This is a genomic window from Streptomyces sp. NPDC050625 (assembly GCF_040654755.1).
Classification (GTDB): domain Bacteria; phylum Actinomycetota; class Actinomycetes; order Streptomycetales; family Streptomycetaceae; genus Streptomyces.
Genome location: NZ_JBFAIQ010000041.1, coordinates 14711 through 36967, shown reverse-complemented (window position 1 = coordinate 36967; position 22257 = coordinate 14711). Strand labels below are relative to the sequence as shown.

General features: G+C 68.2%; 18 protein-coding genes. 16 read left to right on the top strand and 2 right to left on the bottom strand.

Annotated features, from left to right (window positions below; all coding sequences use genetic code 11):
* Nucleotides 1–28: 28 nt before the first annotated feature.
* Entirely contained in the window at nt 29–958 is a 930-nt protein-coding gene (locus AB0I54_RS42830; RefSeq protein WP_363301790.1) for a helix-turn-helix domain-containing protein, read from the bottom strand.
* A gap of 133 nt (nt 959–1091) precedes the next feature.
* Here AB0I54_RS42830 and AB0I54_RS42825 point away from each other — a divergent pair, with 133 nt between their 5' ends.
* The 13 genes from AB0I54_RS42825 to AB0I54_RS42765 all read left to right on the top strand — a co-directional run bounded on the left by AB0I54_RS42825 (nt 1092) and on the right by AB0I54_RS42765 (nt 16394).
* Nucleotides 1092–1253: a hypothetical protein gene (locus AB0I54_RS42825; RefSeq protein ID WP_363301789.1), complete on the top strand. Its 162-nt coding sequence runs from the start codon at nt 1092–1094 to the stop codon at nt 1251–1253.
* A 35-nt stretch (nt 1254–1288) separates the two neighbouring features.
* Nucleotides 1289–2752 (top strand): benzaldehyde dehydrogenase, encoded by a 1464-nt coding sequence (locus AB0I54_RS42820; protein WP_363301788.1) that lies wholly within the window; start codon nt 1289–1291, stop codon nt 2750–2752.
* Nucleotides 2753–3265: 513 nt separating this feature from the next.
* The gene (locus tag AB0I54_RS42815; RefSeq protein WP_363301786.1) at nt 3266–4303 is read left to right on the top strand and encodes an AraC family transcriptional regulator; all 1038 of its coding nucleotides are present in this window, start codon (nt 3266–3268) and stop codon (nt 4301–4303) included.
* Between the two features lie 104 nt (nt 4304–4407).
* Nucleotides 4408–5430 carry an aldo/keto reductase gene (locus AB0I54_RS42810; RefSeq protein ID WP_363301785.1) on the top strand — a complete coding sequence of 341 codons (1023 nt, stop codon included), beginning with the start codon at nt 4408–4410 and terminating at the stop codon, nt 5428–5430.
* 217 nt (nt 5431–5647) lie between these two features.
* A complete protein-coding gene (locus AB0I54_RS42805; protein WP_363301784.1) occupies nt 5648–6958 on the top strand; it encodes a sensor histidine kinase in 1311 nt (436 codons plus the stop codon).
* Complete coding sequence (locus AB0I54_RS42800; RefSeq protein ID WP_363301783.1) at nt 6955–7380, top strand: roadblock/LC7 domain-containing protein; 426 nt, start codon at nt 6955–6957, stop codon at nt 7378–7380. The genes AB0I54_RS42805 and AB0I54_RS42800 overlap by 4 nt, the downstream gene beginning before the upstream one ends.
* Nucleotides 7377–7733 carry a DUF742 domain-containing protein gene (locus AB0I54_RS42795; protein WP_363301782.1) on the top strand — a complete coding sequence of 119 codons (357 nt, stop codon included), beginning with the start codon at nt 7377–7379 and terminating at the stop codon, nt 7731–7733. Before AB0I54_RS42800 ends, AB0I54_RS42795 begins: the two co-directional genes overlap by 4 nt.
* A 4-nt stretch (nt 7734–7737) precedes the next feature.
* Nucleotides 7738–8310 carry an ATP/GTP-binding protein gene (locus AB0I54_RS42790; protein WP_363301781.1) on the top strand — a complete coding sequence of 191 codons (573 nt, stop codon included), beginning with the start codon at nt 7738–7740 and terminating at the stop codon, nt 8308–8310.
* Nucleotides 8307–9614, top strand: coding sequence for a cytochrome P450 (locus AB0I54_RS42785; RefSeq protein WP_363301780.1), 1308 nt, complete (start codon nt 8307–8309; stop codon nt 9612–9614). Before AB0I54_RS42790 ends, AB0I54_RS42785 begins: the two co-directional genes overlap by 4 nt.
* Before the next feature lie 594 nt (nt 9615–10208).
* The gene (locus tag AB0I54_RS42780) at nt 10209–11591 is read left to right on the top strand and encodes a hypothetical protein (RefSeq protein WP_363301779.1); all 1383 of its coding nucleotides are present in this window, start codon (nt 10209–10211) and stop codon (nt 11589–11591) included.
* A gap of 750 nt (nt 11592–12341) precedes the next feature.
* Complete coding sequence (locus tag AB0I54_RS42775; protein ID WP_363301778.1) at nt 12342–12521, top strand: hypothetical protein; 180 nt, start codon at nt 12342–12344, stop codon at nt 12519–12521.
* Nucleotides 12522–12661: 140 nt separating this feature from the next.
* A complete protein-coding gene (locus AB0I54_RS42770; RefSeq protein WP_363301777.1) occupies nt 12662–13420 on the top strand; it encodes a helix-turn-helix domain-containing protein in 759 nt (252 codons plus the stop codon).
* Between the two features lie 115 nt (nt 13421–13535).
* Nucleotides 13536–16394, top strand: coding sequence for a BTAD domain-containing putative transcriptional regulator (locus tag AB0I54_RS42765; protein ID WP_363301776.1), 2859 nt, complete (start codon nt 13536–13538; stop codon nt 16392–16394).
* Nucleotides 16395–16687: 293 nt separating this feature from the next.
* Here the strand turns inward: AB0I54_RS42765 and AB0I54_RS42760 are convergent, their stop codons facing one another.
* A complete protein-coding gene (locus AB0I54_RS42760; RefSeq protein ID WP_363301775.1) occupies nt 16688–17812 on the bottom strand; it encodes an FAD-dependent oxidoreductase in 1125 nt (374 codons plus the stop codon).
* A gap of 799 nt (nt 17813–18611) precedes the next feature.
* On the opposite strand from AB0I54_RS42760, the gene AB0I54_RS42755 reads away from it, so the two are divergent.
* The 3 genes from AB0I54_RS42755 to AB0I54_RS42745 all read left to right on the top strand — a co-directional run bounded on the left by AB0I54_RS42755 (nt 18612) and on the right by AB0I54_RS42745 (nt 22232).
* Nucleotides 18612–19259 carry a methyltransferase domain-containing protein gene (locus tag AB0I54_RS42755; RefSeq protein ID WP_363301774.1) on the top strand — a complete coding sequence of 216 codons (648 nt, stop codon included), beginning with the start codon at nt 18612–18614 and terminating at the stop codon, nt 19257–19259.
* 1066 nt (nt 19260–20325) lie between these two features.
* Complete coding sequence (locus AB0I54_RS42750) at nt 20326–20613, top strand: hypothetical protein (protein WP_363301773.1); 288 nt, start codon at nt 20326–20328, stop codon at nt 20611–20613.
* Between the two features lie 551 nt (nt 20614–21164).
* On the top strand, nt 21165–22232 hold the full coding sequence (locus AB0I54_RS42745; RefSeq protein ID WP_363301806.1) for a transposase: 1068 nt from the start codon (nt 21165–21167) through the stop codon (nt 22230–22232).
* Nucleotides 22233–22257 lie beyond the last annotated feature (25 nt).

Below are 22257 nucleotides of genomic sequence, written 5' to 3'. Positions count from 1 at the left end.
CAGGGCGGCTCTTGTCACGCCACGGCAACTACACCGCGGTGCGACGGGCAGCCGATGGGTTCACGCCGTACTTGGCGCGGAAGGCGCGAGTGAAGTGCGCCTGGCTGGCGAAACACCAGTGGGCGGCGATCGCCGCGATGCTGCGATCGGCGAGGAGAGGGTCGGCCAGATCACGCATCGCCGCTTCCAGGCGGCGAGATCGGATGTAGTCGGTGACCGTACATGACTCGCGCTCGAACAGTCGGTGCAGTGTGCGCGGACTCATGTGGTGCACGGCGGCGATTCGCCCTTGTGTCAGATCGGGTTCGGCGAGGTGCGCTCTGATGTAGTGCAGGATCCGCAGCCGCAATGCGTCCGCTGCGCCATCGCTTCCCGAGGGGGCGGCGTCGCTCAATGCGGCTGCCACCAGATGCAGTCCAGCTTCGCCGAGCCGGTTGGCGGATGTACCGGAAATCGGTTCTCGCCGCAACACCGCGGATGAGACGAAGCCGGCCAGCACCGCGCCTGGTCCGTCCGCGAGTGGATGGGCACGGTTCATCGACGCGACGACCATACGCTCGGGCAGGCTCAACGCGTTACGGGGAAATGCCATGACCGCGCACGACCACTGCTGCTCCAGACACAGATGGTACGGCCTGGCGGTGTCGTAGATCGCCATCTGCCCGGGCGCGATCGGGATCTCGCGATCGTCCTGACACACCGTGGCGTGCCCGCTCAACTGTACGCAGACCTTGAGCAGGTCGATCGGTGTCTGCCGTACGGCCCTGGGAGTGCGCCGTACGACCTGGGGCGTGCCGCTCACCCGGTACGCCGCGATCGCCCCGAGCTGACTGACGGCCATCTGCCCATGGGCGGGCGGCTCTCCGACGGCCTCTGGGGCGAGCCGGCCGAAAGCACTGCCTAGCTCTTCTCGCCAGACTTCGGCCGGGCTCGACTGTTGCGTCCATGAGGTTGACATCGCTGTGTGTGCCCTTCCACCAGACTTGTCCTCGCGCGACAAAGGCAGAGGCGAGATTAGTCAAGAGCTCTGCAACCTGGCTGACAAGAATCGGTAGCAGGTCCTGACCGCACCACCCTCGGGAGTTGCCCGAATGGGCACCGGGCCGGAGGCCGTCGTGAGCCCCGACCTGCGGGTCGCACGGCTTGCGTGCGGCGCACGCTTCCGTCAGGCCGAGGAGCTCCACGTCAACACCGATGCCGCCATCAGCATGACCGGGAAGGCCGCGGACCTCATCCGCCGGCCCTTCGCCTGACGACCGTGCATGCGAAAGTTAAGGAGATCTCCGCGATGATCGAACTTCTCGACGACGTCGCCTGGCAGGGCAAAATCTACAGCAACGGCTGGACTACCGCACACGGCGGTGTGCTGGACAGCATCGAGCCGGCGACGGGTGCCGTCCTGACCCAGGTCGGATTGGCCGATGCCGACGACGTGGCGGTCGCGGCGACCCGAGCCGCCCAGGCCGCTCCGGACTGGGCCGCGGCGACCGGCGCATCCCGTGCCGCCGTGATCCGTAGGGCAGCTGCCGTCCTCGCCGACAACCGTGGGGTGTTCGAGCGCTGGCTCGTCCGCGAGGGCGGCTCGGTGCCGGGCAAGGCGGCGTTCGAGGTCGACCTGGTGCTGGGGGAGTTGTGGGAGGCGGCGGCACTGCCCACCCAGCCCTTCGGGCACCTGCTGCCGACCAGCGAGCCCGGCCGGGAGAGCGTGGCACGCCGGGTGCCTCTCGGCGTAGTCGGCGTAATCAGTCCGTGGAACTTCCCACTGATCCTTTCCGTCCGGGCCATCGCGCCGGCGCTGGCGCTGGGCAACGCGGTCGTCCTGAAACCGGACGTGCAGACGGCGGTGTCAGGAGGCGTGATGGTCGCGCGACTGTTCGAGGCGGCGGGCCTGCCCGAAGGGTTGCTGCACGTGCTGCCGGGGGACGCCGGGCCCGGAGCGGCACTGGTCGAGGACCCGAATGTCGCCATGATCGCCTTCACCGGGTCGACGGCGGTCGGCCGTGAAGTCGGCGCCACCGCCGGACGAATGCTGAAGCGGGTCTCTCTCGAACTCGGCGGCAACAATGCACTCATCGTGCTGGACGACGCCGACCTGGAGATCGCCAGCTCGGCGGGCGCCTGGGGCACGTTTCTGCACCAGGGCCAGGTATGCATGACGGCGGGCCGGCACATCGTGCTCGAATCCGTCGCCGACGAGTACCTCGACCGGCTGGCCAAGCGGGCGCAGGCACTTTCGGTGGGCGATCCGTTCACCGGTCCGGTGGCCCTCGGGCCGCTGATCAACCAGCGGCAACGGGACAATGTGCACCGGATCGTAGAAGAGACCGTCAGGGCGGGGGCCGAGGTCCGGACCGGCGGCACGTACGACAAGCTCTTCTACCAGCCCACTGTGCTGGCCGATGTCACCCCGTCAATGCCCGCATTCCGCGAGGAGATCTTCGGACCCGTCGCACCGGTCGTCGTCGTACGCGACGAGGACGAGGCGGTCGCGGTCGCGAACGACAGCGAGTACGGGCTCGTCGCCGCGCTGCAGACGGGATCCCCGGAGCGTGGCCGCGATCTGGCGCGACGGCTGCGGACCGGCATCGTGCACATCAACGACCAGACCCTGAACAACGACGCGTACGCGCCCTTCGGCGGTACAGGCGCCTCCGGCAACGGAAGCCGGTTCGGTTCCCAGAGCAGCTGGGACGCATTCACGCAATGGCAGTGGGTCACCTTCCGCGAGCAGGCGCACGCCTTCCCCTTCTAGCCATCCGGGGAACAGCCGCGCGGGCCGCCACGGGCAGCGGCCTCGGTTGCTCGGTATGCAGCCGACCTTGTTGACATCCACGACACCGCAGCTCTGTGGTTGCAGAGGCCCCTATGGCCTGGCCTTTCGTTTAAAGACGACTGGACAGTTATGGTTCCGGAGCTGTCTGCGTCGCCGAACTTGCAGTTCAGGAGCCCACCCAGCCTGACCTCCATGCGGAACCCTGCGCCCCCGCGCCGCCGGGCAGCGGCTTATGTCTCGACCTGGCGCGCACGGCTCTCGTCGGCACCGACCGCACCCTTGTCCAGGAGCCTGAACCATGCTCAGCGAACTCGGTTACGGGTCCTGGACGGCATCCGATTCGAATAGCTGGTGTTCTGGGATGTTCCTGTGATTTTCGGAGTCGGTGGTCGTTGCCGCGGCTGCGGGGCCGTGAACGCTGCGGCTCAGGAACGGTAGTGAGCGATGGTTGGAGAACGTAGTCCCAGCCATAGGCCGGGGCGACCACTCGATGTGCAGTCCTCGGTCGACCTGCTGGCCGATGTTGTCGCGTCGTTGAATGTCAGGGCGGGGTCGCCGTCGAGCCTTGAGGGGTGGGGGAGTTGGGCGCTGCGTTTCGATGTCCATGAGCACATCAAGATCGGGGCTGTGCTGGAGGGGTCCTGCTGGCTTGACGCCGACGGTGCCGAGCCGGTGCCCCTCGAGGCCGGTGACTGCTTCCTGCTGGCGGCGCGTGAATCGTACACGGTCCGCGGGGAGTTGGATGCGGTCTGCCGCAGTGGGGAAGAGGTCCACCGAGCCTCTTCCTGCCACATTGTGCGGGCCGACGGGACAGACCGCACACCCGGTCAGGAGCGCACGCATGTCGTCGGTGGCAGCGTGGACTTCCTGGACGCCACCGCGGCCTTGCTGCTCAATGGTCTGCCTCCCGTGCTGGCAATCCGTGCCGAGACTCCGCAGGCGAAGGCGATCCAGCCGCTGCTCAGGGTGTTCCTCGACGAGGTGGCTGCCGTGCGCCCGGACAGCTCGGTGTTGTCGGGGCGGCTGGCCGAGATCCTGTTCATTCAGGCGTTGCGGGCGGTGGTGGGCGGAGCGGACACACCGCAGGGGGCGGCTGTGCCGGGCTGGCTCGGCGCGCTGAGCGATCCGCTCATCGGGCGCGTGCTGGTGCTGATGCACCAGGAGGCTGGCCGTCCGTGGACGGTGGCCGAGCTCGGCGCACAGGTGGGCATGTCCCGGGCGAATTTCGCCGCCCGGTTCAAGGACCTGGTCGGGTTGCCACCGCTGGTCTACCTCCAGCGGTGGCGGATTCTGGCGGCCGGCAGGGAACTGCGCTGCGCTGGGGGGACCGTGGCCTCGGTAGCGGGTCGCTGGGGCTATGCCTCAGAGAGCGCGTTCAGCGCCGCGTTCAAACGGGTCACCGGTGTCTCCCCGGCCCAGTACCGCAACGCCCCGCCCGCAGCGCCGGCCGCCGGGCCGGACGGCTGGCCCGCAGTTCGGTTCCGTGTCCCGACCGCCATGGACGAACGCGCAGCTTTTCCGGACGCCTGATCATGGCCCGTTTCCGTTGAGCCTCCTAGCGTCGGAGGTAGCCGTGCCGACGGCCGCGGCAGCATCGTCCACGGCACGAGCACGGTATCGGTGAAAGGTGGGACATGCAGTACGAGCAGCTCGGCGCCACAGGAGTCTTCGTCTCCCGGATCGCGTTGGGGGCGATGACGTTCGGCGGGGCGGGGACACCGCCGTGGAGCGTCATCGGTGGGCTGGACGAGAAGGCCGCGGACGAGCTTGTGGGCCTGGCTCTCGACGCAGGTGTCAACCTCATCGACACCGCCGACATGTACGCGGCGGGCGAGTCCGAGGAGATCCTTGGCCGGGTACTGGGCTCCAGGCGCCAGGACGTGGTGCTCGCCACCAAGCTCCTCGCCCGCATGGGCACCGGCCCCAACGAGATCGGTCTGTCACGGCTGTGGGTCACCCGGGCGCTGGAGGACAGCCTGCGCCGACTGGGTACGGACCACATCGACCTCTACCAGATCCACAACTTCGATCCGCTGACCCCGGTGGAGGAGACGCTGGCCGCACTGGACGACGCCGTCCGGCAGGGCAAGATCCGCTACATCGGTGCATCCAACCTGGCAGCGTGGCAGATGATGAAGTTCCTCGGCGCCTCGCAGCTGCATGGATGGGACCGCTTCGTGTCCCAGCAGGTGTACTACTCGCTGGCCGGACGGGACATCGAGCGGGAGATCCTGCCGATGGCCGCGGACCGGAAGCTCGCCACGCTGGCGTGGAGCCCGCTTGCCGGTGGGTTCCTGTCCGGCAAGTTCGACCGCTCCGGCACCAGTGACGACACCGCGCGCCGGGCCTTCGCCGACTTCCCGCCCGTGGACCGGCGCCGCACCTTTGACATCGTGGATGTGCTGCGCGTCGTGGCCGCGCGCCACGGCGTGGCCGTAGCCCGTGTCGCCCTCGCCTGGGCCCTCGCCCGGCCGGGGATCACCAGTGTGATCGTCGGCGCCAAGCGCCCCGACCAGCTGACCGAGAACCTGGCCGCCGTCGACCTGGAGCTCACCGAGGAGGACCTGGCGGCGCTGGATGCGGCCAGCGCACTCCCGGCCCCGTATCCCGACTGGATCCAGGTCGCCCCCGCCGACCGCCTGCCGCTGCAGTCCTGACCCCATGCCGGGCGCGACGGGGGCAAGCGGCGGGTCGGCCGTGCCCCGGTCGCGCTTCGGCCGCGCTCACGTCGGCCGGGCCGGTCTGCACGGGCCTGGAAGAAGTCCGCAGTGAACGTCCCGGATCAGCGCCTATGGCCCTGACCGTGGCTGCAGAGCCGTCCCCCGTTCGCCGCGCCGACGCATTCAACCGTTTCCCACCGTCCGAGGACCCTTGATGAAGTTGGAACCGGAGGCGCTGCTCGTGGTGGTCGTGACCATGAGCCTAGTGATCGCTGGTCTTCTCGCGGCCCGGTTTCTGCTCCGCAACCGCCGTCTGCTGACCGCACTGCGGACGGAGCGCGACGCGGCCGTGCAGGAGGCCACTCGAGTGAACGCCCGTCATGAGGCGCTCCACGAGGAGACCCGGCACCTGGTCTTCAACCGGCTTCCGGCGATGGCAGCCCACCTCTCCCATCAGCATGTTCCGGTTCCGGAGCTGGCGCAGCTCGTGTTCGCGGGGACAGAGGTCGAGGAGGCCCACACGGCGGCCCTGAAGCAGGTGGCACAGGCCGTTGTGGCCGAGCGTCATCGCGTGGACGAGGCCGCTCAGGCGGTGATGCGGGGGGCGACGACCGTCATCCAGGCGCTGAGCTACCAGATGCAGTCCAAGATCGATGCGATGCAGCATCGCTACGAGGACCCGGAGATGGCCAGGGATCTCTTCGAGCTGGATCAGCTCAACGAGCAGAACCTTCGGCGCATCCAGGCCACGGGCGTGCTGTGCGGGGCGTGGCCGGGCCTGACCCGCAGCGACTCTCACCTCGGCGATGTCGTCGTCGGCGCCCAGTCCCGGGTCCGCGGCTACCAGCGCGTCCAGGTCACCAGCCGGCTGACGTCACCGGTGGCGGTGGTGGCGCGGGCTGTCGAGCCGATCGCCATCACCGTCGCCGAGTTGCTCGCGAACGCGGTGCACCACTCGCACGGCACACTGTTCGTCGATGTCAGCCTCCACCACGCCGAGTCCGGTGCCTGCGTCGTCATCGATGACGCGGGCGTGGGGATGCACCAGGACGAGGTGGAGTTCGCCGCCCGGCTGCTGTCCGGCGGGTACTCGCTCCTGTTGACAGAGCTCGGCGACCCTCCACGTGCCGGCTTCGCCACGATCGGCCGCCTGGTGCGGCAGTACGGCTTCACCGTGTCCATCGACAAGCCCGCGCCGTATGGGGGTGTTCGGGCGGTTGTCTTCATCCCGGACGATTTGCTCACGCTCCTTGACGAACAGACCCAGCCCATGTCCGCCATGGCGCCGGTCTCCCGTCAGACGCCACCCCCCTCCGCGGTCGAGAGCGGCGCCCCCCTGCCGGACGCCTTGCCGCAGCGCCGTCGCCGCAGCCCCCAGCCCGCTCACAAGGCCCAGTCCCCGGTCCGGGCCGACCAGGCGCCGACACCTGAGGAGGCGCAGGCGACCTGGAGTGCCTTTCAGGCCGGCACAGCGTCCGGACGCGTCGCGGCATGCACCGATCATCACGAAGGGAACGCTCGATGACCTCCCCGAAGCAATCCGCGATCAAGGACGTGTCCTGGGTGCTGGAGCCGCTCCTGGGCCTTCCCGGTGTGGTACACGCTCTGGTGCTCTCCTCGGACGGCATGGTCCAAGGCGCCTCCCCGGACTTGAGCCGCGAGGCCGGCGAGGGTGCGGCCGCCATGATGTCCGCGCTCCAGGGCGCCGCCCGCGCGGTGGCTGTCTCGTTCTCCGGTGACGAAGACACGCGGCTCCAGCAGCTCGTCGTGGACACCGATACCGGATTCGTCTTCGCGATCCCGGCCGGCATGAACACCGTGATGGCGGTCTATGCCACGCGGAACATCGACATGGGGGTCATCGCACATCACATGCAGATCCAGGTGGCGACGCTCGGCAGAAAGGTCATGAACTCTCCCGCCCGGGACACCGGTACTCCGGCATGACTCCTCGCCGCGACGACAGGCGGCTGGTGCCGCCTTACCTGGCAACTGCGGGACGCACGCAGCCCACTCGCAACACCCTGGACCGGCTGACGCTGCTCACCGCGACCACGGCCCGGGTACCGGACGGGCTGGAGTCGGCACAGTTACGCCTGGCCACGCTCGTCCACGGCGGTGCGCTGTCACTGGCCGAGGCCGCGGCCCACCTCCGGTTGCCGGTGAGCGTTCTCCGGGTGCTGGTGGCCGACCTCGTCGACGCCGGGCATCTGGGCGCCCGCGCCCCCATCCCCGCCGCTGAACAACTCGATCACCAGTTCCTAGAGAGGGTTCTCAGTGGACTCCGCTCCATCCGCTAATGCCATGTACCTGCCCAGTGGTGACCAGTCGCTGGTGAAGATCCTGGTGGCGGGCCCCTTCGGGGTGGGCAAGACCACAATGATCGACGCGCTGTCGGAAACCGTCCCGCTGCACACCGAGGAGACCATGACCCAGGCGGGGGCGATGGTCGACGACGTCGCCGGAATACGGAGCAAGCACACCACCACCGTGGCCATCGACTTCGGCCGCCGGACGCTGCCGGGCGATCTCGTCCTCTACCTCTTCGGCACGCCGGGACAGCGACGGTTCAAACCGCTGTGGGAGGACATCGCCCACGGCGCCCTGGGCGCCCTGGTCCTGGTCGACACCCGGCGCCTGGGCGACTCGTTCGAGGTGATCGACATGATCGAGGAGCGCGGCCTGCAGTACGCGGTCGCCGTCAACGCCTTCCCCGATGCGCCCGACTACCCCCCGACGGTGCTGCGCGAACGTCTCGATCTCGCCGGGCACACGCCCCTGGTCACCTGTGACGCCCGCGACACCACCTCGTCCATCGACGCACTGATCGCCCTCGTCTCCCATCTGATCGCCCACTTCGCCATGGACTCCACATGACCTCCTACACCCCTGGACGGGTGGCTCTGTACGGGACGGACTTCACCGCCGACCCCAACACCGTCTATGCACGGCTGCGCCAGTACGGGCCGGTCGCACCCGTCGAGATCGCCCCTGGCGTCGCCGCACACCTCGTGACCGACTACCGGGCGGCCCTCGACCTCCTCAAGGACACCGAGACCTGGTCCAAGGACCCCCGCGTCTGGCAGGAGACATTGCCACCGGACTGCCCCATCCTGCCGATGATGAAGTGGCGCCCCAACGCGATGTTCAACGACGGTGAGACGCACCGCCGCTACCGGTCCGTGATCACCGACAGCTTCTCCCGCATCGAACCGCACCACCTACGCCGGCAAGTGGCCAAAGCCGCGGACCAGCTCATCAGCGAGTTCGCCGCCGCCGGCGAGGCCGACCTGGTCGGCCAGTACGCACGCCCGCTTCCCCTCATCCTGTTCAACGCCCTGCTCGGCATGCCCGACCACTACGGCCCTCGCCTCGTCGAAGCACTCACGAGCCTGTTCGAAAGTGCCGACACAGAGGAGGCCCACAAAGGAGACACGGACTTCGAGCGGTACATGATCGAGCTCATCACGCTCAAAACACAGCAACGAGGAAACGACCTCAGCTCGTGGATCATGGACCATCCCGCCGCGCTGACCCCCGAAGAGCTCGTCCACCAGATCGGGATCGCCATGGCCGGCGGAAACGAACCCACCACGAACCTGATCTCCAACGCACTGTCCCGGATGCTCTCCAACCCGGACTACTACAGCACCCTGACCAACGGGGCCCTGACGGCACACGACGCCATCAACGACGTGCTGCACAACGAGCCGCCCATGGCCAACTTCTCCGCCCACTTCCCCCGCCGCAGCGTCCGCTTCCACGGCACATGGATACACGCACACCAGCCCGTCCTCGTCTCCTATCACGCTGCGAACACAGCCCACGACGGCCTGCCCACCGGATCCGTCCGCTCGGGCGGCGGAGCCCACCTGGCATGGGCCGCCGGCCCGCACGCCTGCCCGGTCAAACAGCCCGCCATGCTGATCGCGACCGCAGCCATCGAACGTCTCACCAGCCGCCTGTGCGACCTCGAACTCGCTGTGCCCCGCAGCGAGCTGACCTGGCGACCCGGCTTCTTCCACCGCGCCCTCGCCGAACTCCCGGCCCGCTTCACCCCCCTCTCCTCCGACGGAGCAGGAGCCACCCCGTTGACCAGCCCCTCCTCGTCGACCTCACGGAAAATGACATCCGCTCTGCAGCCGGCCGCCTTCGAATCCCGGGGCGACTGGGAAAAGTAACGGTTGCAGACTCCGGGACGACGGCCCCGGACAGGCGTCATCGGTACCTGTCGTGCACGGTTAGAGCTGGTCGCGCAGCGGGGCGTAGCCGCGCTCGTACAGGGCTTCGGCGCCGTAGCGGAACGCAATGTCGGCATGGGCCGACCTTGGACACACAGCAGGAGCTCGCCAACGCGATGTCGTGCACGTTCCCGGCAGTGATGAGCAAGACTTTGCCCCGGAGGCAATCGGGCTGGAGCTCCCACGGCGGTTCACGTAGTCTCCCGCAAGGATCCGGTGAGCTCGTCAGGGTTCGGAGATGAACGGTGCGCCACAAGTGCCGTGAACCTGCACAAGTTCGACATTGGCCACGTCATGCCGCGACACCCGCGCGAAAGCACTCGGGTGCGGTCGGAGTCGTAACGGAAAATGATGTTCAAGAGCCACCGTTGTACGAGGGCAGGGTTTCACTGGCAGCCTCCATGGGACTTCACTCGCCGTAGCGTTTACGCTCCTGATCCTGCACCTGGCGCACGGACACGAGCCAAAGGCGTCAGCAGCGTGCAATTGCATGCGGCTGAGATCGGATTTCTCGATACTGCGGACCCTCGCTTTGTGGAGATCTCCCGCAAACTGAGACGGGACGGGCGGCAGGCGGTTGATCACCTCGATGTCCACCTGAGTCTGGACCTCCTCTCACCGCCGCCCGCACTGACGGTCGCTCTCCCCACGGGTGAACTCTTGATGAGCGCCGAGCCCGGCTGGGCCGCGCCCCAACTGCACGGGTGCTCCGTGTTCTACGGGAGCCTTTCGATTGAAGGCGCCGCCGGCGACTCCCGAATTGCGTGGAAGCCGGGAACTCGCATCCTGGTCGAAGACGTACCCACCACCTCGCTCGACTCTCTGCCGCCGCACTCCTACACGATCCTTCGTTCCAGAACCAGCGACCCAGGGGACAGCATCCGCCGCGAGGCGTTCACTCTTCTCGGCACCAGGTATCGAAGTGACATTCCCCCGGTCCCTGACGATGCCTTGCCTGCCGACCCGCAACGGGAAGCATCACGCGTGCTGTCCCATGTGCCGACGGAGTACCCCGGGTTGACGGGCGCGGCCGAGGTCTTTATTGACCATGAAGGTGGTGTTCTCGCCATTCGACGCTACGGCTGCAATGGCCGCGGGACACAGTACGACCTGCCTGTGACCACGGAGCGCGCTGAGTTGGTGAACAGAATGCATCAGGAATTCGCCGCCTCCACGACTGCCTATGCCAGCGTCGGTGCGGGTCCAGAAGCCGCGTCGCAGCTGAACCTCACTTCATGGACCCCTCTTGCGTTGAGGAGCTTGCTGCCCCTCATGCGTGTTGTTGATGCGGAAGATGCCACCGTCCTGACACTGCGCTCACCTGAATCGTGGCGCCGCGAGGGCTGGGAAGTGGACCCGTCGCCGAACACACACGTTGCCCTCCGGGACGCGAATCCAGAACGGGTGTGGCGCGCCTCGGAAGCTGCTGCACTTGCGGTAGCCGGCATCTCGGCCAGTCGGGCATACGAGCTGAGAGACTCGGGCTTCTCCACGGTTCAGGCGGCAATCTCTGAGCATTCCCTTCGCCCCACCGAGGCCGCCAGGACAGCACATGAGCTGATCCGGGCATCGGAAATTCCTGTGCCGAAGGAGGTCAGTGCCGCACTGGCTGCGGCCCAGCGGCATGTGCCCGAAGTGGCTGATGCATGGCAGCACGAGTACCGGCGCAGCTGCGGCCCCGACGGATGGGGACTGTGGGCGAAGCTTACGTGCCACACGTTCACCCTCGGAGATGGGCAGACCAGCACCCTCTGGGACGTGACCAATGCTTGGTGGGCGATCAGCGATGAGGGCGAGGAGGCGCAGAGCTGCTGCGTCGTCGTGGGCGAAGACGAGGCGAGGAAGCTCTGGCGGTCAACGTGTAGGGAACTGCAGGAACTTGCGGATGGACTTCAGCAGGTCGATACATGCAGCTGACGGACGCAGACTTCCGTGGCGGCAAACTACCGCAATTCCATAGCTGTTATCCAGCTCGCGGGAGTAGGTGCTGTTACTGATCTCAGCTCGTCAGGGTGGTGTGGGGGTGTCCAGGGGCAGGCCGGTGCCTGCTATGGACCCGTCGAGTGTGTCGGGCCGGTGCTGCAGGCTTTCGAGCCGGTTGCGGACGAGGGTCTCGAGGCGGTCGAGGGCGACGACGGCGAGGTTGGCCAGGCTGCCTCGGCCGGTTCGACCTGCTGAGCGAAGGGCTCTGCCGCCCGTATCCGCGCCGCTTCCCGGCGCTGCCGTGCTGCGGGCGTCAGCCCGCCCCCATCCGCATATCTCACACATCGTCTACCGGCAACACCACACCCACAGCGGGGGTTCAGCAAACGTCACCCTAACGAGCCGAGATCAGTAACGCCGTGCTGGGCGTGCGCTCGCAGGTCGGCAGGAAGGGGGAGTATCTGTCCAGCCATCGCCGCCAGTGAGTGGGGTGTCATGCTGTGGCAACGGCGCTGAGGGCCGTGCTCCATACGGCTACCGTCGAGCGCACGGAAGAGAAGTGGCACGGGAGGGACTCGTCAACAGGACCTCGACGGGTCGGCCGTTCATGCAGTGGTGCACCCGTCCGTTCCACGGACTGGAACAAGCTTGGCCGCAGGGGCCGAGGGCCTGCTGTACTTCGGGCGTCCTGCGGGACACCTGATTCATCCCCAAACCCCAGTTTCCGAACCCGGGAGCGTTCTCATGCGTGCACGTCTTCGTCACCGGTTCCTGACCACGGCAGGCGCCGTGGCGCTCACCACCGTCGCCCTCGGCTCCACCGGCCTTGTCACGTCCGCCTCGGCCGCTGCCCCGGCCAAGACGAGCGTGACCAAGTCCGTCGGCCATGTCTCGCCGAACGGGTGCAGGCTCGGCTGCTTCTGATAGGCATCGGGCACCCCCGAGTCTGCGGGGCGGCCGGGCCGGCCGCCCCGCATGCACCCGCCACATGCTGTGGCGAGGGCGCCCAGGTGTTTGAGATTTCCTTGAGATCACACTGAGACGGCTCGTGAACGCTGAGGCGCATGAGCACCTCCGTGACCATCAGCCGCAGCCGAGCGGACAACGACCACTCCGGTGTCCGAGCGATCGACAAGATACTCGCGCTCTACGCCTTGCTGCGTACCGCCGACGGCCCAATGCGGCTCTCCGACCTGAGCCGCCAGGCCGGGCTCGCCAAGTCCACCACCCATCGGCTGCTTGGCGCCCTGGTGGCCGCCGGGATGGTGGTCCGGTTCGGGACCGGGTATCTCGTAGCCCTGACCGGCGGCCGAGAGACCGTCCCCGCCCGCTCTGGGCACCTGTTCCAGCGGCTCGCCCCGTTCGTCACCGACCTTTTTATGCACACCCGGCTGACGTCCAGCTTGGCCACCCTCGATGGCGCCGATGTGGTCTTCGTGCACCGGGTTTACGGGCACGACCACGTGTGGACGCCCAGCGATGACACGGGGCGCAGTTGCGCCTTCCACGCCGCGGCAGGGCGACTGCTCCTCGCCCACGACCTGCTCAGCACCTGCGACGTCGCCGAGGCGTGGGAGCTGGCGGCGGATGAGGCGGCCTCACTCAATCGCGACCTCATGCGTATCAGGCGCCAGGGGTTCGCCGTAGCCGAGGGCGACGGAATCACGTACCTCGCCGTTCCGGTGCCGACCCGCACTGATCAGCTGCCGGTGGCGCTCGCCGTCCAAGGCCGGACGGATGCGGTCGATCCGACCCACGCCCTGTGCCGTCTCCGCCTGATCGCGCAGGCCGCTGGCCGCGCGGTGTCCCCGCGGCCCGCCTGAGCACCGTCCTGCGGCAAGGGCACCGTCCCAGCCATCCGCCATCAGGTCACAGCACTGCTCAAGGACAGCCGTTACTGTGCTGGCGATCTGGATGGTCCGGCAAGGACGGTGATGGGTGGACAGTCGGGGCTTTTGCGGAGACATTCGTCTGCTGGATCGCATCCATGTCGTCGACCGGGGACGAGAGATCCCGCTCGGGTCTCCGGCTGCGCGAACCGTGTTTGCCCTCCTGGCGCTGCGGGCAGGCACGGCGGTCGGCGTGTCCGACATCATCCAAGCACTCTGGGGCGAGGCCTGCCCCAATCGCGCCGCAGGCAGCGTCTACACGTATGTCTCGACGCTCCGCAAGGCACTGGCACCCCGGGCATCAGGAACGTCGCCCTGCCTGAGCCGCGGTCAGGCCGGCTACCGGCTGCATGTGCCGCCCGAGGCGGTCGATGCGAACCGTTTCGAGCAGCGGGCCAAGCAGGCACGGCAGTTGTACCAAGTCGGTGACGTCGCGGGCGTGCTGGCCCACTGCGACCGTGCGCTCTCCCTTTGGACAGGGCCGGCACTGGGCGGTTCGGTGGGCCCCTTCGCGGTGGCCGAACGGGCCCGCCTGGACCTGCTCCGGCTCGACGTGGTGGAGCTGCGTTGCGAAGCGCTGATCGAGACGGGCTCGGCAGCCGATGCCGCCTGGGACCTGTCTCCGCTGGCGACCGCCCACCCACTGCGCGAACGCCTGCAAGAACTTCTGATGCTCGCGCTCTGGCGGGACGGACGGCAGGCCGAGGCGCTCCAGGTCTACCGGCAGACACGGGCTCGGCTCGCTGAGGAGCTGGGGGTCGAGCCAGGCGCCGCACTCCAGGAAGTGCATCGGCGCCTGTTGGCCGGGCCGGAGCGGTCAGTCGTCGCCACCGTGTCCCGGAGGACGAACGCACCCCAGGTGATCCCGGCTCAGCTCCCGTACGGGGCCCCGGGCTTCACCGGTCGAGCAGATGCAGTACGCCGACTGGAGCAGCTGGCTGAGGCGGCAAGCCGCGACATGCCGGGCGCCTGCGCGACCGTATCGGCTGTGGTCGGTCCTGCCGGAGTCGGCAAGACCGCGTTGCTCGTGCATGCGGCCCACCGGCTGGCGGACGCATTCCCGGACGGGCAGCTGTTCCTGGATCTGCGCGGGTTCCACCCCACCATGGCGCCAGTCACCCAGCAGGATGCGCTGAGACAGCTGCTGCGCAGCTTGGGCGCCGACCCCGAACTGGCCCAAGCAGACCTGGGCGAGATGACCGCAATGTACCGCTCGCTGCTGGCGGGCCGACGGATGCTGGTCGTGCTCGACAACGCGATCGGCTCCGAGCAGGTGCGGCCGCTGCTCCCCGGAGCCAAGGGGTGCCTGGCACTCGTCAGCAGCCGCAACAAGCTGACCGGACTCGTCGCGCGGGACGGTGCGAACCGGATCCGTCTAGAGGTGCTGCGGCCGGGGGAGTCGCTGGACCTCCTGCGCTACATACTCGGCAGCCGACGGGTTGACGCCGACCTCGGCGCCGCGAGCGCATTGGCCTCCTACTGTGGGCACCTGCCGCTCGCGCTGAGAATCGCCGCCGAGCGAATAGTGGATGGTGATCACAACACCATGGCCGAAGCCGTCAGTGAACTGAGGCAGGAACAAGACCGGCTCGATGTTCTGGCTGCCTCCGAGGACGAGTCTACGGCCGTGCGGTCGTTATTCTCCTGGTCCTACCGCGTCCTGAAGCCGGCAGACGCGCGGGCATTTCGGTTGCTCGGTCTGCACCCGGGTGTCGAGATCTCCGTCGAGGAGGCCGCCGCTCTGCTGGGCGCCGGGCCGACTGCCACCCGTCGGCAGCTGGAGAGCCTGGTGCGCCAGCATCTGCTGGACCACGTGGTGCAGCAGCGGTACCGCTTCCACGACCTGGTCCGCCTCTATGCGGCAGAGCGGGCGCGTCGTGAGGAGAGCGAGGCTGAGTTGAAGGCGGCCATCCGACGGATCCTCGGCTGGTACCTGGAGTCGGTGCTGGCTGTGCGCGAGCTCCTGACTCCGGGGTTGGGCGCCGTGCAGACCGTGACGTCCGGCCTGACGCCAGAAGTCTCGCTCTATCAGCCGCGCACCTACGATGAGGCGCTGAACTGGGCGGGACGAGAGTTGTCCACGCTGCTGGGGGCGCTGCGCTCGGCCGTGGAGAACGGTCTCGACGATCTCGCCACCGGACTGGCCTGCGCTCTGAGCGCGCTGTGCCACAGCAGCAGCCGGTGGTACGAGTGGCTGCAGGTGACTGAGATCGGTCAGGCGGCTGCCCGGCGCCTTGGCGACCGGCACAGCCTGGGCCGCCTCTGCAACGATGCAGGCGTGGTCCACCACTTCCTCGGCCATACAGAAGAGGCATTGTCCTGCCACGAGACGGCGGTGGACATCCTCACAGGCTTGGATGACGGGAACCTCGAAGACAAAGAGACGATCGAGGCGAATCTTGCGATCGCCTACTCGCTGCTGGGACGCCACCGGTCCTCCATACCGTTGCTCGAAAAGGGCCTGGAGATCTCCCGGCGACGGGACAATCCACTGCTCGAGGCGTCGGTCCTGGACAGTTACGGCGCGGTACTCTCCGCGTTGGGACGCCATCCGGAGGCCATCGACCACGGCCGCCGCTGCGTCGAGTTGACGCGGAAAGCCGGCTTCGAGTACATGCTGGGCCATGCGCTCAGCCAGGTCGGCACATCCTGCCTGAACGCCGGACGGGGCGAGGAGGCGGTCGGCTACCTGACCGAGGCCCATCAGCAGTGGAACCGACTCGGCGACCGATGGGGCGAGATCCAGGCCGTCCGTGCTTTGGCAGAGGCACAGTTACAGGTGGGCAGGTTGAGTGCGGCGCGCGACCTGCTCCACAACTTCTTGGACCGTTTGGAGACGTCCGGTCAGAGGGTGTTCCACGAACGCGAGGCGAGCGTGCTCAGCGCCCTGCTCCAGCGCGTCGGCTAAGCCTGTGTCAGGCACGGCGGCCCGCGGTCAGAGGATCTCGTTTGGCCGCAGGGTCGATGGCCGCAGCCGACACGGAGACCGTGAGGTGCTGGCTGCGATCAACTTCGTGACGACAACGGGCTGTACGTGGGGCGCAGCTCCCGTTGGTGTTCGGCCCGCCGGGCGCCGTGGCCGTGGCCGCCCCGGCCGGTTCTCCTTCGCCGGGTCCGACGGCCGAGGCGTCCGCGGCGTCGGCGGAGCGGTCGGCCACCGTCCGGTCCACAGAGAACGTCATCGGTACCTGTCCTGTGCGGTCAAGGCAGGACGCGCAGCGGGGCGTAGCCGCGCTCGTACAAGGCCTTGGCGCCGTAGCGGAACGCGATGTTGCGAGCGGCGGACGGCATGGACCGGGTCCTGTCGCGCCGGTGGGTCTGCCGCTGCACCCACCGAGTGCGGGGGAGCCTGCGCTGGACGTACTGCTGGAGGAGGCGTTCGGTATCGCCCCCTGCGCCCAGCACTTCGGCGAGGACCAGAGCGTCCTCGACGGCCATGGCGACGCCCTGAGCCATGTTGGGCGAGCTGGCGTGCGCGGCGTCCCCTACGAGCACGAGGCGTCCGCGTGCCCACGCCCTGCTGCTGACCTCTTCCACCGGTGAGGAGTACGCGTCAAGGGCGGCGGGTGTGCCCAGCAGGTCCCGTACCCGCTGGTCATAGTCAGAGAACAGTCCGAGAAGACCGGTGGTGGTGGTCGGGTCCTCGGGTGAGGCGGTCGCCACGTCGGCGTAGCAGCACACCCGGCCCCCGCCGACCGGGTAGGCCAGGAAGGCCGTCCCCGGGCCCAGCCACACCGTCCACCGGTCGATGTCGGGGGCGTCGGTCAAAAAGCGCCAGCAGAACTGGCCGAGGCGGCGGGTACCGGCCGCCGGATCGACCGACTCCCGCAGGTTCGAGCGTATGCCGTCGGCTCCCACGACCACGTCGTAGTGGCCGCTCCCGCCATCGCTGAACTCCACGTGTACACCATGGTCGTACATACCGTCGTCGGCGTGCCTGAGCGAGACCACGGTGACCCCGTGGCCGACGGGCACCGGCATGATGTCCTGCAGGGCGGCATGGAGGTCGCTTCGGGTGATGCCGACGCAGTCGGCGGTGCCTTTCCACAGTTCGGCCATGTCGATGTCGGCCAGCACCCTGCCCCGGTGGTCCAGCAGCCGCTGGCCGGGCACGGGCACTCCCAGCTCGCCGAGGTGCTTGCCCAGCCCCAGTGCGGTCAGTGCGCGGACGCTGTTCCCGGGCAGGAAGAGCCCGGCTCCCCCGGCTCGGCTCTTCGGGGATCGCTCAATGACGTCGACGGACATTCCCTCGCGGTGAAGCGCGATGGCGGTCGCCAGGCCGGCGATGCCGGCTCCGACGACGAGGACTTCAAGGCGACTGGACATGTGGATCTCCTGTACGACTTCGGAGGTACGTTCCGCACTACGACCTGACCGGCGGCTAGGTTCACGACCGCGAGCCGCCCAGGTGCGACCCCCTGCCCTCCGGGCTTGACGGTAGTGACCAGTACCGCGGAACCGACGAGCACGGCCTACCGGTCCTGGCATTCGAACTGCACCCCGTCGCCGCAACCGGGGTCGCCCGGAATCCTGTGAATATTGCTGATGTGAATGCAACCGCGATAGGGGCGGCGGGCGGGCCTAGCCATGCCTGGCCGGTCCGGGAGCGCAGCTGACGGGTCCTCAACCCGTTGCGAAGCAACGGTTGTACGCGTGGCGCAGCCATCCGACAGCGCTCCCGCTCCGCGGGAGCGCCCCGCGGAGCGAGGGCGGAGTGCCGTCCAAGGCCGGGTTCGGGCGCATTGCCTCCGGCGTCTGCGTCCCCTCCTGGGAGACCGTCGAGACCTTCATCAAGGTGACGGTCGCCAAGGAGGAGGAGTTCGCCGCCATCCTCGGCGTAGCCGTGGACCCAGAGCTGATGCAAAGTCCTCTGTTCCTGTGTCCGTGCAGGTCAGGGCACGATGGTCTGCGAGCGTGCCGTACGCAACGAGACTCCGTTGGAGCGAGTGACCTTCCCAAGTCGCGTGCTTCCCACTGCTTCGATGTGCCGTCGGTCTGTGTGTGCCCTCCCACCGGGCTTGTCCTCGCAGGACAAAGCAAAGGCAGGATTAGTCAACGGCTCTGCAAGCTGGCTGACAAGAATCGGTGGCAGGTTTTGACGCGCCACTCGGTCGGGAGTTGCGCGATGGACATTGAGCTGGAGGCCGTCGTGAGCCCCGATCTACGGAGGCATCCTTCGCAGGAGACGAACGATTACACCGTGTTCCTGCGGCAGTGGGTGCGCGCACCGGCCCGTATGGGGGCCATCGCCCCCAGCTCGCGGCACTTGGCCGAGGCGGTCTGCGCCCCGGTGCCCGAGCGCGGGGAGCCCGTCGTGGTGGAACTGGGTGCCGGCACCGGGCCGTTCACCGCCGAGATCCAGCGCCGGCTCGGCGGCCGCGGCCGCCACCTGGCCGTCGAGATCGATCCACTCCTCGCCCAGCGTCTGCGCCACCGCCACCCGGGGGCGGAGGTGATCCAGCGCGACGCCGTGCACCTGCGCCACCTGCTGGACGAGCGCGGCATCGAGAGTGCCGACGTGGTCATCAGCGGCCTGCCCTGGGCACTCTTTCCCCCCGCCACCCAACACCGGCTCATGGACGCGACAGCCGCGGTGCTCGCCCCGGCGGGTGCCTTCACCGCGTTCACCTACCTCCATGCCATTCCCCTCACCCCCGCCCGACGGTTCCGCGGCCTACTGGCCGACCGCTTCGAAGAAGTCGTACCCGGCCGCACCATATGGCGCAACACACCCCCGGCCTTCGTCCTCCACGCCCGCCGACCCCGCCCATGACCCCTTTCCGTAGCGGTCGGCGCTCCCAGGGGAAACGGGGTGGTTCAGCCGAGTCGAGGGAGTGCCCGGCCTCGCTGCCCTTCCACGGCGTGCCTCCGGCGAGGCTGAGGCTGAGGCGATCAAGGGTGGGCGCGACGCCACTTGGGTCGCGATGGTGATGTGCCGATCCCGCCGGAACCGGGGCAAGCGCGCCATCGCGGCGTTCAGCGCCCGGAGACAAAGCCCGGCCGCGGTCGTGAACGATTGAGTTCACGTAAAGCTCGGGTGAGGGCCGGCCGGGCTGTCGCTGGCGTCCGGCAGCCGCACTTTCTCGATGCCCGCAGGCGATGGCAGGGTCCGGTCGATGACCGGCTGCAGCACCACCAAAACCCAGGGCAGTGGAACCCAGCGTCCCCACCCCGACGAGGCAATCGGTCCACCTTTTTGCCCTCCAGCCCGCGCAGTGACGAGCTGGGCAGCGCAGGAACCGCAGTCGGCTGGTCTCCCAGGCCGTGTCAGTTGTGGCAGACATAAAGCATGGTCTGGTACCGGCCGCTGAACTCCGGCATTGGCCGCTGCGTAGTGATAGACGTAGATACGAGTTCCTGAGGTTGCTTCTGGAAGCCCATAGTGCGACGATCGCCTGGCACTGTGAGGCCTCCATCTCGAAGCGGATACGGGAAGCCATCCCGTCCGAGGTGGAAAAGGCCGGCAACTCCAGCCGCTCTTTCGCGGGCGGCCTTGCCGTCCACGGCCACCGTGTCCGCCCCGGCCGGATCACATCCCAGCAGGTCGGCCAGACCCCCGGGACACACTTCGCAGATCATCCGGCGGACCGTCGCGGCACTGGGTGCAACCCGCACCATCAGTGCCGTCGCTGTCCGGGTGCCGAGCCGGGCGAGGATGTCCTGCGGGGCCTCGGAACAGGCGACTTGACCGCGTGACGGACTGCCGGCACATCGAAGCTCCATGGGATGCAAGCGACTTGGGAAGGTCAGCTCGCTCCAACGGAGCTTCGTTGCATACGGCACGCTCCCCGAGCCACCGCCCTCTGATCCGCACCATCACAAGATCACAGGACTGTGCATTGGTCCTGGGCTGCGCCGAGATCGTGATTCCGGCCCTGTCCGCTGCGGTCGCCGAGTGTGAAAGACCAGGTGCCGGTCAGCACATCCTGAGGCGTCGCCTTACCACGGCCGCCGACTTCACCCGAGCCCACGCCCTGGTGGCCGGCGCATGGCGACAGGCGGACTGGCGGGTGCTGCATCGCGCATCCGCAATGGTCGTTGCCCGGCAGGCGGGGGAGGACGCCACCCTGCTTTCCTTGGACCTCGACCTGTACGCGGGCACCGGTGTCAGCCCGCTGATCCCGTGAGCCCTTGATGGCGCACGAAGCCCCCCACGGCACCGGAGACTGAAGGGGGCATCGGCCAGGTCGTCTGCGTCGATGTCCGCCGCCACCTTGGGACGTGGCCACGGCGACGCCGATGGTGATCATCGGGGCATCAGCGGTGAAGTCGCGGCGCACGAAGTCCGGGGCCGCCGCCCGCCTCCAGGGCCCGGTGGTACCACCCCCCAGGTCGTCGGTCGACAGGGGGGACCAGTCATGCCGGGCCAGGCCAGCGGCCCTCTTGCAGGACCGCGAAGAACATAGCTGTGAGAGTTCTTCTGCGGCCCGGGATGGGTTGCGGCCAGGCTCGGCGCTCGTGATCCGGCTTGACTCGCACCATAACTGGCGCCCCGTCAGGGGCTGCCGTTCCCCCCGAGATGTCTGCCGACTCGGGCGCCGGCCTGGCCCAGGCGTTGGCTCGATCAGCAGCTTGTCCGCCTTCCGGCGTGACTCATCACAGTTCCGCCACGTGGTGACTCCGCCCAGGCCGACGCCGACCACGGCCCGTCCGCCCGGAGGAGAACAACCGCGTGACCATGCTTGCGGAACACGACGGCGTCATCGGGGTCGACACCCACCGCGACACCCTCGCCGCAGCCGCCGTCAGCCCCATCGGTGCCGTCCTGGAGACCACCGACGCACCCTCTCACACCCGCGGCTACCGGCGCCTGCTGGAGTTCGCCCAACAGCAGGTGCCCGGCCGCCGCTGCTGGGCACTCGAAGGAACCGGCAGCTATGGTGCCAGCCTTGCTGCCTTCCTCGACGACGCCGGCGAACGCGTCGTCGAGGTCTGCCGCCCCAAGCGCCCAGCAGTCCGCGGAGGCCGCAAGACCGACATGCTCGACGCCATCCGCGCGGCCCGCGAGGCCCTGGCCACCGAGCACGTCATCCAGCCCCGAAGCCGCAGGGAACGCGAGGCCGTGCGCGTGCTGCTGGCCACCCGGCAGGGCGCCGTGCACGCCTCCACCGCACCCATCAACCAACTCAAGGCACTGATCGTCTGTGGGCCGGACGACCTCCGTGCCGAATTGCGACGCCTCAGCCGACCGCAGCAGGGAACGCGCTGTGCCGGCTTCCGCGACCGGCCCGCGCTGGCCGTCGAGCACCGCATGAACATCCCTGCCCTGCGGTCTACTGCCCAGCGCATCCGGCACCTCCAGGCCGAGGCCCGCGAGCTGGAGAACGAGCTCCTCCAGCTCGTCCGGCAACAGGCTCCCGAACTCCTGGAGTTGCTCGGCGTCGGACCGATCACCGCAGCTCAGATCCTGGTCAGCTGGTCGCATCCGGGCCGGTTCCGTTCCGAGGCCGCCTTCGTCTCCTCCGCCGGCGTCGCACCGGCCTCATCGGGCCTGACCAACAAGCACCGGCTCAACCGGGGCGGCGACCGCCAGCCGAACCGAGCGATGCACACGATCACCCTGATCAGGAGGCGGCTCGATCCCGCCACGAAGACGTACGTCGCCCGCCGCACCAGCGAGGGCAAGAGCCCCGCGACGCGCAGCGGCGCCTCAAGCACCACATCTGCCGCCAGATCTTCAAGATCCTCGAACGTATGCCTCATTCGGACGTGGAAGAGCTTCCTCAAGCGGCTTGACACGACATAGCAGCCTCGGGGGGAGCCCCATCCCG

Bases quoted from the DNA above. Each gene is read 5' to 3' on its own strand.
- AB0I54_RS42760 (WP_363301775.1), bottom strand. From the start codon at position 17,812: ATGTCCAGTCGCCTTGAAGTCCTCGTCGTCGGAGCCGGCATCGCCGGC.
- AB0I54_RS42820 (WP_363301788.1), top strand. From the start codon at position 1,289: ATGATCGAACTTCTCGACGACGTCGCCTGGCAGGGCAAAATCTACAGC.
- AB0I54_RS42830 (WP_363301790.1), bottom strand. From the start codon at position 958: ATGTCAACCTCATGGACGCAACAGTCGAGCCCGGCCGAAGTCTGGCGA.
- AB0I54_RS42800 (WP_363301783.1), top strand. From the start codon at position 6,955: ATGACCTCCCCGAAGCAATCCGCGATCAAGGACGTGTCCTGGGTGCTG.
- AB0I54_RS42775 (WP_363301778.1), top strand. From the start codon at position 12,342: ATGCGTGCACGTCTTCGTCACCGGTTCCTGACCACGGCAGGCGCCGTG.
- AB0I54_RS42805 (WP_363301784.1), top strand. From the start codon at position 5,648: ATGAAGTTGGAACCGGAGGCGCTGCTCGTGGTGGTCGTGACCATGAGC.
- AB0I54_RS42790 (WP_363301781.1), top strand. From the start codon at position 7,738: ATGTACCTGCCCAGTGGTGACCAGTCGCTGGTGAAGATCCTGGTGGCG.
- AB0I54_RS42770 (WP_363301777.1), top strand. From the start codon at position 12,662: ATGAGCACCTCCGTGACCATCAGCCGCAGCCGAGCGGACAACGACCAC.
- AB0I54_RS42810 (WP_363301785.1), top strand. From the start codon at position 4,408: ATGCAGTACGAGCAGCTCGGCGCCACAGGAGTCTTCGTCTCCCGGATC.
- AB0I54_RS42785 (WP_363301780.1), top strand. From the start codon at position 8,307: ATGACCTCCTACACCCCTGGACGGGTGGCTCTGTACGGGACGGACTTC.
- AB0I54_RS42755 (WP_363301774.1), top strand. From the start codon at position 18,612: ATGGACATTGAGCTGGAGGCCGTCGTGAGCCCCGATCTACGGAGGCAT.
- AB0I54_RS42795 (WP_363301782.1), top strand. From the start codon at position 7,377: ATGACTCCTCGCCGCGACGACAGGCGGCTGGTGCCGCCTTACCTGGCA.
- AB0I54_RS42745 (WP_363301806.1), top strand. From the start codon at position 21,165: ATGCTTGCGGAACACGACGGCGTCATCGGGGTCGACACCCACCGCGAC.
- AB0I54_RS42825 (WP_363301789.1), top strand. From the start codon at position 1,092: ATGGGCACCGGGCCGGAGGCCGTCGTGAGCCCCGACCTGCGGGTCGCA.